This is a genomic window from Streptomyces triticirhizae, assembly GCF_003696235.1.
In the GTDB taxonomy this organism is placed as follows: domain Bacteria; phylum Actinomycetota; class Actinomycetes; order Streptomycetales; family Streptomycetaceae; genus Streptomyces; species Streptomyces triticirhizae.
This window is the reverse complement of sequence record NZ_RFFJ01000195.1, coordinates 1-10,940: the sequence shown is the minus strand read 5'-3', so window position 1 is coordinate 10,940 and position 10,940 is coordinate 1. Positions and strand designations below refer to the sequence as shown.

11 protein-coding genes are annotated in these 10,940 nt (G+C 74.5%); 6 read left to right on the top strand and 5 right to left on the bottom strand.

All coding sequences use genetic code 11. From position 1 onward, the window contains the following. Both EBN88_RS24870 and EBN88_RS24865 read left to right on the top strand, forming a co-directional pair. The coding region (locus EBN88_RS24870; RefSeq protein WP_122399298.1) for an energy-coupling factor ABC transporter ATP-binding protein at positions 1–888 on the top strand (888 nt) is incomplete at its 5' end. Next, positions 885–1,739, top strand: coding sequence for an ECF transporter S component (locus tag EBN88_RS24865; RefSeq protein ID WP_122399297.1), 855 nt, complete (start codon positions 885–887; stop codon positions 1,737–1,739). The genes EBN88_RS24870 and EBN88_RS24865, both read left to right, overlap by 4 nt. Positions 1,740–1,776: 37 nt before the next feature. Here EBN88_RS24865 and EBN88_RS24860 read toward each other — a convergent pair whose 3' ends face one another. Next, positions 1,777–2,724 carry a peptidoglycan-binding domain-containing protein gene (locus tag EBN88_RS24860; RefSeq protein ID WP_122399296.1) on the bottom strand — a complete coding sequence of 316 codons (948 nt, stop codon included), beginning with the start codon at positions 2,722–2,724 and terminating at the stop codon, positions 1,777–1,779. A 165-nt stretch (positions 2,725–2,889) separates the two neighbouring features. On the opposite strand from EBN88_RS24860, the gene EBN88_RS24855 reads away from it, so the two are divergent. Both EBN88_RS24855 and EBN88_RS24850 read left to right on the top strand, forming a co-directional pair. Beyond that, entirely contained in the window at positions 2,890–4,920 is a 2,031-nt protein-coding gene (locus EBN88_RS24855) for a DHA2 family efflux MFS transporter permease subunit (RefSeq protein ID WP_199742475.1), read from the top strand. Between the two features lie 313 nt (positions 4,921–5,233). Further along, entirely contained in the window at positions 5,234–5,875 is a 642-nt protein-coding gene (locus tag EBN88_RS24850) for an HAD-IA family hydrolase (protein WP_267902597.1), read from the top strand. A gap of 32 nt (positions 5,876–5,907) precedes the next feature. On the opposite strand, the gene EBN88_RS24845 is transcribed toward EBN88_RS24850, so the two are convergent. Together EBN88_RS24845 and EBN88_RS24840 are read right to left on the bottom strand one after the other, a co-directional pair. Beyond that, positions 5,908–6,513 (bottom strand): TMEM165/GDT1 family protein, encoded by a 606-nt coding sequence (locus tag EBN88_RS24845; RefSeq protein WP_122399295.1) that lies wholly within the window; start codon positions 6,511–6,513, stop codon positions 5,908–5,910. Between the two features lie 236 nt (positions 6,514–6,749). Then, the gene (locus tag EBN88_RS24840) at positions 6,750–7,553 is read right to left on the bottom strand and encodes a superoxide dismutase family protein (RefSeq protein WP_199742474.1); all 804 of its coding nucleotides are present in this window, start codon (positions 7,551–7,553) and stop codon (positions 6,750–6,752) included. A 230-nt stretch (positions 7,554–7,783) separates the two neighbouring features. Between EBN88_RS24840 and EBN88_RS24835 the strand changes: the two genes are divergently transcribed. Next, complete coding sequence (locus EBN88_RS24835) at positions 7,784–8,452, top strand: DedA family protein (protein WP_122399294.1); 669 nt, start codon at positions 7,784–7,786, stop codon at positions 8,450–8,452. 61 nt (positions 8,453–8,513) lie between these two features. After that, positions 8,514–8,867 (top strand): VOC family protein, encoded by a 354-nt coding sequence (locus tag EBN88_RS24830; RefSeq protein WP_199742473.1) that lies wholly within the window; start codon positions 8,514–8,516, stop codon positions 8,865–8,867. Positions 8,868–9,003: 136 nt separating this feature from the next. On the opposite strand, the gene EBN88_RS24825 is transcribed toward EBN88_RS24830, so the two are convergent. Together EBN88_RS24825 and EBN88_RS24820 are read right to left on the bottom strand one after the other, a co-directional pair. Beyond that, positions 9,004–9,855 carry an SAM-dependent methyltransferase gene (locus EBN88_RS24825; RefSeq protein ID WP_233580923.1) on the bottom strand — a complete coding sequence of 284 codons (852 nt, stop codon included), beginning with the start codon at positions 9,853–9,855 and terminating at the stop codon, positions 9,004–9,006. Positions 9,856–9,996: 141 nt separating this feature from the next. Then, entirely contained in the window at positions 9,997–10,737 is a 741-nt protein-coding gene (locus tag EBN88_RS24820; protein WP_122399291.1) for a histidine phosphatase family protein, read from the bottom strand. Positions 10,738–10,940 lie beyond the last annotated feature (203 nt).

Below are 10,940 nucleotides of genomic sequence, written 5' to 3'. Positions count from 1 at the left end.
CGGCGCCCGCCCACCGGCCCGCGCCCCGGGAACGCCCCGCGTGCCCCGCACACCCCGCCCGGCGACGCCCCGCTGGCCGAGACCAGCGCGCTGGCGGTGCGGCGTGGCGGGGTCGAGGTGCTGCGCGGGGTCGATCTCGCGGTGGCCGCCGGGGAGGCGGTGGCGCTGATGGGCCGCAACGGGGCGGGAAAGTCGACACTGTTGGGCGCCCTGATGGGCCTGCACGCCCCGCAGCGCGGCAGCGCACGGCTGGCCCCCGCGCCCGGCGACAACGGGCGTCACGTGACCCCGCACCGGGCCGCGCCCGGGGCGCTGCTGCGCCACGCCGGGCTGGTCCCGCAGGACCCGCGCGACCTGCTCTTCGCCGAGACGGTGGCCGAGGAGTGCGCGTCCGCCGACGCCGACGCGGGCGTCGCGCCGGGCCGCTGCCGGGAGTTGGTGCGCCGGCTGCTGCCCGAGGTGCCGGACGGTGCGCATCCCCGGGACCTCTCCGAGGGCCAGCGGCTGGCGCTGGCGCTGGCCGTGGTGCTGGCCGCCGCTCCCCCGCTGCTGCTGCTCGACGAGCCGACCAGGGGCCTGGACTACGCGGCCAAGGACCGCCTGGTGGCGATCCTGACCGAGCTGCTCGACGCGGGCCACGGGGTGCTGCTGGCCACCCACGACGTCGAGTTGGCGGCCGAACTCGCCGACCGCGTCGTGGTGTTGGCCGACGGCGAGGTGGTCGCCGAGGGCCCGACGGCGCGCGTGGTGACCGGCTCGCCGGCGTTCGCGCCACAGGTCGCCAAGGTGTTGGCGCCCGAGCCGTGGCTGACCGTCGGCCAGGTCGGCGCCGCGCTGGCCGAACGGGCGCCGGCGGGGGCCGAGTCGGACGGGCGGCCCCGGCCGTGAGCGGCACGGGAGGGCGGGTGGCGGCCGTCCGGCTCGGCCCGCGCTCGGTGGCCGCGCTGCTGCTGGTCTCGGCGGTGGGCGTGGTGGGCTTCGGCTGGCCGCTGCTGGCCGCGCCTGACTCCGGCCTTGCGCACTCGGCCGACGCGCCCTGGCTCTTCGCGCTGCTGCTGCCGCTGCTGCTCGCGGTGCTGTGGGCGACGGTCGCCGAGACGGGCCTGGGCGCCAAGGCTGTGGCGATGCTGGGGGTGCTGGCCGCCGCCGCGGCGGCGCTGCGGCCGTTGGGCGCGGGCACGGCCGGACTTCAGCCGATGTTCTTCCTGCTGGTGCTGGCGGGGCGGGTGTTGGGCCCGGGGTTCGGCTTCGTGCTGGGCTCGGTCTCGCTCTTCGCGTCCGCGCTGCTGACCGGCGGGGTGGGGCCCTGGCTGCCGTTCCAGATGCTCGCGATGGGCTGGGTGACGATGGGCGCCGGGCTGTTGCCGGGCGCCGGACGGCTGCGCGGGCGCGGCGAGTTGGCGCTGCTGGCCGGCTATGGCGCGGTGTCCTCGCTGGCGTACGGGCTGGTGATGAACCTCCAGGGCTGGCCGTATCTGGCGGGCATGAGCAGCGGGATCTCGTTCGTTCCCGGCGATCCGCTGGCGGAGAACCTGGGCCGCTATCTGACGTATGTGGCGACGACCTCGCTGGGCTGGGACGTGCCCCGGGCGCTGCTGACGGCGACGCTGATCCTGCTCTGCGGGGGAACGGTGCTGCGGGCCCTGCGCCGCGCGACCCGCCGGGCCGCCTTCGACGCGCGGGCCCGCTTCACGCCGGCCCACGCCCCGGCGCGCGACGACACTCCGCGCCCCTCCTGAAGCCGGCGGCCGGCGGCCGGCGCGCACCCCGGACGCCTCACGGCTGGGTGGTGTGCTCCTCCAGCACGGCCCTGGTCGCCGGGCCGTAGACGCCCGGCGGGTCGCCCGTGATGCCGTACGCCGTCTGGAAGCGGGCCACCGCCTCCCGGGTCTGGGTGTCGAAGAACCCGTGCGCCTGCCCGTTGTAGACCCAGCGCAGCTGGAGCATCCGCTGTTGCAGCTCCACCACCTCGGGCCCCTCGTCGCCCTCCGAGAGGCTCTCCTCGGGGCCGGGCGTGGGGTCGGGGTCGGTGGGCGTGGGGTCGGGCTCGGGTTGGGTGGGCGTGGGGTCCGGTTCCGGCTCGGTGGGCGAGGGGCTCGTCGGCCGGGTCGGCTCGGGCTCGGTGGGCTCCGGTGGCCGGTGCGTCGGCTCCGTCTCGACGGGCGGCGGCGCCTCGGTCTCCTCGGGCGGCGAGGGACGGTGCGTCGGCTCGGGCTCGTCGGGCGCCGGCGTGCGCCGGTTGCGATCGGCCTCCACCTGGTCGTCGGGCTGCCCGTCCCCGTCCGGCATCACCAGGCTGGGCAGCGGGCTCACCGTCTCGAACGCCTCCTCGTTGCGGCCCCCGCCACCGTTGAGGAACGAGGCGGCCAGCGCCGTGCAGCCGACGACGGCGGCGACCGCCCCGCCGGCGGCGAGCGAGATGCGGTTGCGGTGGCGCGGCTTGCGGTGCGAGGGGTGGGGCCTGGCGTCGGGCTCCGGCAGTTCGACGCCGAGCGGTTCGACGCCGAGCCGTTCGAGGCCGGGGCCCGACGGGCGCCACGCGGTGGGCGGGCGGGACCTGGGCCGCTCCTCCTCCAGGGGGAAGAGCGCGACGTCGGCCGGGTCCGGGTCGTGTTGCGGCGGGCCGACCGGACGGGAGAGCGAATGGGTCAGACAGTCACAACTCGGCTCACCACTGGGCAGCCACAGGCGGCCACAGATCAGACAGTCGAGCCGGTCCGTCACCGCGCCTGCCCTCCCGGTCGGTTGGCAGCGATTATGCACCACCCTTATGGGTGAACGTGGGCCAACTTGCTGAAGAAGCCGCGAGGGACAAAACCCGCCAAACTGGCCGTGGGGCCGCCCCGATCCGGCCCCGGCGCACGCCCCCAGCGACCCCAGGAGGCGCCCATGGCCACGCGGCCCTCACGCGCCGACTCCGCCATGCCTCCGCCCTCGGACAGCGCGGCGCGCGCTCGGCTGCTGTTGTCGATGGGCGCGCTGCTGCTGGGGTTGTTCCTCGCCGCGCTGGACCAGACGATCGTGGCCACCGCGCTGCCGACCATCGTCGGCGACCTGGGGGGTCTCGACCATCTCTCCTGGGTGGTGACCGCCTATCTGCTGGCGGCCACGGCCGCCACCCCGCTCTGGGGGAAGCTGGGCGACAGCTTCGGCCGCAAGCGGCTCTTCCAACTCGCCATCGTCATCTTCCTGGCGGGTTCCGCTCTCTGTGGACTCGCCCGGAATATGCCAGAGTTGATTGCCTTCCGCTTCGTCCAGGGACTGGGCGGCGGTGGCCTGATCGTGCTGTCGATGGCGATCGTGGGCGATCTGGTCTCCCCGCGTGAACGGGGCCGGTACCAGGGGCTGTTCGGCGCGGTCTTCGGCACCACCAGCGTGCTGGGGCCGCTGCTCGGCGGGCTGTTCGTGGACCATCTCGGCTGGCGCTGGGTCTTCTACATCAACCTGCCGTTCGGCGCGCTGGCCCTGGCGGTCGCGGCGACCGTGCCGCACATCCCGACCGGGGACCGCCGCCATGTGATCGACTACGCGGGCACCGCGCTGATCGCCGCGTTCGCCATCGGCCTGGTGCTGGTCGCCTCGCTGGGCGGGACCACCTGGCCGTGGCTGTCCTGGCAGATCGTGGGACTCGCGGTCCTGTCCGTGGTCTGCCTGCTGGCGTTCCTCAGGGTGGAGCGCACGGCGGCCGAACCGGTCTTCCCGCTCGACCTGTTCCGGGTGCGGACCTTCGCGCTGTGCGGGGCCGTCTCCTTCGTGGTCGGCTTCGCGATGTTCGGGGCGATGACCTATCTGCCGACGTTCATCCAGGTGGTGCACGGGGTCTCGCCGACGCTCTCCGGGGTGCGGCTGCTGCCGATGGTGCTGGGCATCCTGCTCTCCTCCACGCTGTCGGGGCAGTTGATCAGCCGCACCGGCCGGTGGAAGGTCTTCCCCGTGGTCGGCACGGCCGTGACCGCGCTGGGGCTGGTGCTGCTGCACACCCTCGACGAGCACAGCGGCGCGCTGGTGATGAGCCTGTGCTTCGCGGTCTTCGGCCTCGGGCTCGGCCTGGTGCTCCAGGTGATGGTGCTGGCGGTGCAGAACGCGGTCGAGTACCGGAACCTGGGCGTGGCCACCTCGGGCGTGACGTTCGCCCGGTCCATCGGCTCGGCGTTCGGGGTCGCGGTCTTCGGGGCGATCTTCAGCCACCGGCTCGGCGACGAGCTGTCCGACGCGCTGCGCGGCGTCGACCTGCCGCCCGGCGTCAGCGAGGAGCGGCTGCTGCACGACCCGGAACGGGTGGGGGCGCTGCCGCCGGCGACCAGGGAGGGCGTGCTCGGCTCCTACTCGGACGCGATCACCAGCGTCTTCCTGTACGCGGTACCGCTGCTGCTGGTGGCGCACGCGCTGACCTACGCGCTGCGCGAAGACCCGTTGCGCGGGGGCGTGTTGGCGCCCGACTTGGGGGAGAGCGTGCCGCCCAACCCCGTCGAGCGCTCCTCGCGCGCCGAGTGCGCCCGCGCGCTCTCCACGCTCGGCAGCCGCGCCGGCCGCCGCGACCTCTACGCCAGGATCGCCGCCGACGCCGGCACCGACCTGTTGCCCGCCGCCTGCTGGCTGCTGCTGCGGATCAGGCGCTATGGCTCGGCCGAGCCGGGGCTGTTGGCGGAACGGACCGGGCTGCCCGTCGAGGTGCTGTTGCAGGCGGCGCGGCAGTTGGAGGAGCGGGGCTTCGCGGCGCGGGAGGGCCTGCCGCTGGTGGGCACGGCCGAGGGGCACGCGGTGGCGGAGCGGCTGGCGACGGCCAGGGAGAACGCGCTGGCCGAGCTGCTGGGCGACTGGTGGGGGCCCGAACGCCCGCGTGACCTCAGGGAGTTGGTGCACGAGCTGAGCGAGGAGCTGGGCGGCTCGCGCGCCGACTGGCCCCGGGTCACCGGCTGACGGCGGCCGACGGGGGCGCGGCGTCCCCCGTTCGCCGGCGCGCCGAATTCTCCGGTGAACGATTCCGGAACGGTCCGGTAACGCGGAGCTGGTGGGGTGGCGCGACGGGCACCCCGTTTTGTACTCTCATTTTGTATCCGGTTGGAACAAACCCTGGAGACACAGAGTGGCCCCGCCCGCTTCCCCGACCACCCGGGCGGGCCACCTGATCCACCGCCACCCGCCCCCGGCCCCTTTCCGAACTCTCCGAACCCCACCCTCGTCGGACCGCTACCGAAGGACGGCCCCGTTGCGTACGACAGAAACCGTAGGCGTGTTCAGTGCCCTGCTCCTCGACATGGACGGCACCCTGGTCAACTCCGATGCCGTGGTGGAGAGAGTCTGGCGCCGCTGGGCCGACGAGCACGGCGTGGACTTCGCCCGGGTGCTGCCCGTGGTGCACGGCCGCCAGGCGTTCGCGACCATGGCCGAACTGCTGCCGGACCGCCCGATGGAGGAGAACCTCAGGGACAACGCCCTGCTGCTCGCCGAGGAGACCACCGACGTCGCCGGCGTCACCCCGATCCCCGGCGCCCGGGAGTTCCTGGCCGCCATCGAGGACGTGCCGCACGCCCTGGTGACCTCGGCCGACGCCGCCCTCGCCAAGGCCAGAATGACGGCGGCCGGGCTGCGGATGCCCGACACCCAGGTCACCGCCGAGTCGGTGACCGCCAGCAAGCCGGACCCCGAGGGCTTCCTCAAGGCCGCCGCCGCGCTGGGCGCGCACCCCTGGGACTGCGTGGTCCTCGAGGACTCGGAGGCCGGTATCGAGGCCGGACTCGCGGCCGGAATGCGGGTGATCGGGGTCGGCCCACGGGCCGCCGCCTTCGAGGCGACGGCCCATGTGGAGACGCTGGAGCGGCTGCGCGTCGAGCCCGCGCCCGACGACTGCGTCCGGATCACCATCGCCGGCTGACCCGCCGCCGGCCCCCGAAGGCGGCGCGCGCCTCAGCCGCTGATCGCCTCGTAGAAGCTGAACCCGGCCAGCACCACCATCACCGCGGCCGCCACCCGGCTGATCACCTTCAGCGGAACGCGCTTCATCAGCGCCTTGCCGCCCAGTACGCCGATCCCGGCCACCGCCCACAGCGCCAGCACCGCGCCCACGGCGACGGAGAGCGGATCGTCGTACCGGGCGGCCAGGTTGGCCGTCATGATCTGGGTCAGGTCGCCGAACTCGGCCACCAGGATCAGCGTGAAGCCGCTGCCGGCCACCCGCCAGAACGAGGTGCTCGCCGGCGTCCTCCCCTGCGCCTCCTCGCCCGCGCCGTCCTCGTCCCCGTTCTTGTTGGCCTCCCGCAACAGCAGCAGCGCGCCGCCGAGGAAGAGGACGCCCACCACGGCCTGGAGCGGGCGCTGGGGCAGCAGGGTCAGCACGCTGCCGGCGGCCACCGCGAGCGCCACATGCAGGGTGAACGCGGCGGCGATGCCGGCGAAGACATAGGAGGCGCGGAAGCGGGTGCCCAGAACGAGGCCCGCCAGCGCGGTCTTGTCGGGAAGCTCGGCGAGGAAGACGACGCCGAAGACCACGGCGGCCGTGGAGAGACTGAACACGGTGAATCCTCAGGAGGTTCAGGCCGCCGCCCGAGGCGTTCGCGGGGAGCGCGGACCTCGGCACGGCAGCGTCCAATGACACTGTCGGCCGAAGGTCTCGCTGGCGGCGCGGCCCCATCGGGCCGTGATCCGCTCCGGGCGCCGGGCCCTGCCGCTGGCGGCGGCGGGCCAGTATGTCGAACGCTCCGGCGTAGAGCTACTCCCCTTCAGTGCCTCCCAGCCTACCCACCCCGGGCTCAGGCCGGACCGCCACCCCCGAAGAGGGCGCCGGCCACCGGCAGCCGGTGCAGCGCCAGGCCGGGCAGCCCAAGGCCCGCCGCACCCCCGTCCGTCTCCCCGTTCGTCGTCCCGGTCGTCGTCTCGGTCGTCGCCTCGCCCGACGCCGGCGGCGGCGCGGGCACCGGGGCGGCCGGCAGGGTGTCCGCCCGCGCCGTCCCGGACTGGACCACGCCACGGAACGGAACGGTGAAGCAGGCCACCCGGGCGCCCGCGTCGCCCGGGGTGCCGTGGTGCCCGTGCGAGGTGGCGCGCTCGTGGATCACCACGGAGCCGGCCTCGCCCTCCCGGAAGAGCCAGTTCTGTCGCGCGGTGGCGCCGCCGGCGCCCTGCCCGTCGGCGGTGAAGTCCAGCCACACCTCGTTCTCGGGGTTCGCCGGGTCGCGGCCCTCGGCGGCGTCGCCCGGCTGGTTCTGGTAGTGCGGGCCCGCGTCCTCGGGGGCGTCGCCGCAGGGGTTCGTGTGTACGTGGGTGCCGTAGGTGTGCCCGGGCTTGACACCCTCGACCCGCAGTTCGATCCGGGTGCGGCCCTCGCCCATCCACTGGAGCACCGCGATGTCCGCGCCCGCCGGCACCAGTTCCTCGTCGTGGGTGACCGCGCCCGTTCCGTTCGGCGCTCCGACCGGGGCGAACTCCCCGACGAACAACCAGCTCTGCTCGGCACCGGGGTCGGCCACGGGTCCGGCGGCCGCGAGCGCCGTTCCGCCGGTGCTCGCCAGGCCGGCGATCAGCGCCGCCAGGGCGCCGGTGACCAGTGATTTCATCGAAGCTCTCCTGTCGATGGACGGCCGGAACAACCGTCGATGGACGACGTCAGGGCCTCACCCTGCCGGGGTGGGCCATGAGATGCTGGACACACGCACCCGCGTGCTCCTGCCGAAGGACGGAGGCGTACGCTGTACGGCGGAACCGACATGTTCCGCGAGACGTCACCACCCATGCACCTCGCACGCCGGGACGGTCGGGTTCGACCACTGGGGGAACGGGGAGAGACTTGCAGGAGACCTTGGGGATACTGCTGTACGCCCCGTGGATCTATGTGGCCGTCGTGCTGTCGATCACGCTCGACGTCTTCTTCCCCGTGCTGCCCAGCGGCGCCCTCGTGGTGACGGCCGCCGCCGTCGCGGCCAACCGGGCGGCCGAGGTCACGGCCCTTCCCGAACCTCCCAGCCCCGACGGCCCGTTGCCGCAGATCGCGCTGCTGGTGGTCTGCGCCATCACGGCCTCGGTGGTCGGTGACCTGCTCGCCTACCGGCTGGCCCGGCGCGGCGGGCGGCGGTACGGCTCGGCCATAGCACGTTCCCGCCGGCTCAGCCGCGCCCAGGAGCGGCTTGAGGACACGCTCGCGCGCGGGGGTGGTGCGCTGGTGGTGCTCGCCCGCTTCGCGCCCGCCGGGCGCGCGGTGGTCAGCCTGGGCGCCGGCGTGACCGACCGCAGGGCGCGTGACTTCCTGCCGTGGTCCACGCTGGCGGCGCTGGCCTGGACCGCCTACAGCGTCGGGGTCGGCTATCTCGGCGGGCAGCTGCTGGGCGCCACCTGGCTGAGCGCCGGGCTGTCGCTGCTGGCGCTGGTCTTCGCCGGGGTGGTCGCGGCGCGGGTGCTGCGCAACCGGCCGGCGGCCGCCGTTCCGGCGCCGCCCGTTCCCGAGCCGGAGATGCTGTAGGCGAGACCTCCCGCCTCCCTCGCCGAGCCGCCGGCCGACCGGGCTGCCTATGCTCAGGCCCATGGCACTGGAATGGGAACAGATAATCGTCGACTCCACCGACCCGGTCGCTCTCGGCCGCTGGTGGGCCGAGGCTCTCGGCTGGGTGGTGGTCGACGAGACCGAGGAGATCATCGAGATCCGGCCTGAGCCGGACCGGCTGCCGGGTCTGCTCTTCGTGCCTGTCCCCGAGGGCAAGACCTCGAAGAACCGGCTCCACCCCGACTTCCGCCCCGACGACCAGGAGGCCGAGGTCGCCCGGCTGCTCTCCCTCGGTGCCCGCCGCCGCGACCCCGTGCGGGACGGGCAGCACTGGGTGACCCTCCTCGACCCGGAGGGCAACGAGTTCTGCGTCCTGAGTGACCGCAGGAGCTGAGCGAGGACCGGGCAGCCGTCCGGCGTCCCGCGCCGGACGCGACGGCCCCGCCGCCGCACGGGCGGCGGGGCCGTCTGACGGGTTCGGGCCGGCGGACCCGCCGGGCCGCCGGCCCGAAGTGTGGGCCTGACCCGGCTCAGTCGAGGCGGCCGATGCCGCCGTACCAGGAGACGTCGGCGTGGTCGGGGCGCTGCGACTCGGGCACCTCGTCGTTGCGCCAGTCGCTCACCACCCGCACGCCGGGCTCGATGAGCGTCAGCCCGTCGAAGAACCCGGTGAACCGCTCCTTGTCGCGCAGCGTCAACGGCACGCCCTGGGCGCGGTAGGCGCGCTGCACGCCCATCGCCGCCTCCGGCGCGAGGTCGGCGGTGGCGTGCGACAGGATGAAGTGGCTGCCCGGCGCGACGGCCTCCCGCAGCACGCGGACGATGCCCTCCGGGTCCTCCTCGTCGCCCACGAAGTGCAGCACGGCGACGGCCAGCACGGCCAGCGGCTTGGACAGGTCCAGCAGCCCCCTGACCTGCGGGTCGTCCAGCACCTCGCGGGGGCGGCGGATGTCGCCCTGGATGACGGCGGTGTGCGCGTCCCTCGCCAGCAGCGCGCTGCCGTGGACCAGCACGATGGGGTCGTTGTCCACATAGACCACGCGCGCGGACGGGTCGACCTGCTGGGCGACCTGGTGCACGTTCTCCGCCGTGGGCAGCCCCGAGCCGAGGTCGAGGAACTGCCGGATGCCGGTCTCCCGCACCAGGTGCCGCACGGCCCGCCCGAGGAACGCCCGGTTCTCGCGGGCGGCCGTGCGCAGCAGCGGGAACGGGGCGAGCGCCTGCTCGGCCGCCTCGGCGTCCACCGTGTAGTGGTCCTTGCCGCCCAGCAGGTAGTCGTACATCCGCGCCGAGTGCGGCTGGTCCGTCCGTAGATCCAACGGCTCCGGCGTCCCCGACGCCTCCGATGCCTGGGACGACAGCGCCTCGCCCTGCCCACTCACCACACGGTCCTCCGGTCCTGGCTGCCTGGGGTTCCAACTGTCCCGGCAGCGTAGCCCGTTGCCGAAAGACCGTCAGCAACGGGCGGCATATGCCGTACGGGGACGGCAGGTTGAGCGGAGGCGGGGCGCGGACCGGGACCGCTACGGCGCCCCGGGGCCGTCGAGGCCGGCCAGGTGCCCGGTGTCCCCGGAGAACGCCGGCCGCAGCCGGGTCCCGTCGCCCTCCCAGCCGGTCAGCGAGGCGTTGGGCACCCGGGTGGCCTCCGCCGGGGGCGGCGTTCCCAGCCCGGAGATCACCAGGCCCAGCGCCACCACCACCGCGTCATGCGCGACCAGCAGCGCCCGCCGCCCCGGCGCCGCGCCGGCCAGCTCGGTCAGGAAGTCCCGCACCCGCAGCGTCACATCGGGGAACGACTCCCCGCCCGGCGGCCGGTACCACCACTCCCCCACCGCCGCCCGCCGCCGGGCCTCCTCCGGCGCGCGGGCCTCGATCGCCAGCGGGGTCATCAGCTCGAAGGCGCCCGTCTCCCGGTCCCGCAGCCGCTCGTCCACCAGCGCGGCGGGCGCGCCGGGCCACGCCTCGGCGGCCACCTCCCAGGTCTCCCGAGCCCGGGCGTACGGCGAGCAGACCACGAGGTCGGGCCGCGCGCCCTCGGGCAGCGCGGCCAGCCGCCGCCCCAGCGCCGCCGCCTGCTCCCGCCCCAGCGCGGTCAACGGAACGCGGACCTCGCGGTAGACGAGGCTCTCGTCAGGCACCGCCGCGCGGGCCGCCTCCCGGAAGACGACATTGGAGACGCTCTCGCCGTGCCGGACGGCCAGCAGCCCGGCGAGCGGCAGACGGGGCGGCAGGGCATGGCTCGACGTGCGACCGTTGCTCGACATGCGTCCAGTGTCGCGCCGCACCGCCGGGAAACCGGTCAACGGCGGCCCGGCGCCTCCGTCCGGTGCCCGGCTAGGCCGTTTCGTTTGGATCATCGGATCGTTGGGCTGGGTGTGCCGTTAACTGATGCGCAGTGGGCGCGGATTGAGCCGTTGTTGCCGGACCGGACGCCGAAGCGGGGTGGCCGCTGGCGGGATCATCGGCA

Bases quoted from the DNA above. Each gene is read 5' to 3' on its own strand.
- EBN88_RS24855 (WP_199742475.1), top strand. From the start codon at position 2,890: ATGGCCACGCGGCCCTCACGCGCCGACTCCGCCATGCCTCCGCCCTCG.
- EBN88_RS24840 (WP_199742474.1), bottom strand. From the start codon at position 7,553: ATGAAATCACTGGTCACCGGCGCCCTGGCGGCGCTGATCGCCGGCCTG.
- EBN88_RS24830 (WP_199742473.1), top strand. From the start codon at position 8,514: ATGGCACTGGAATGGGAACAGATAATCGTCGACTCCACCGACCCGGTC.
- EBN88_RS24820 (WP_122399291.1), bottom strand. From the start codon at position 10,737: ATGTCGAGCAACGGTCGCACGTCGAGCCATGCCCTGCCGCCCCGTCTG.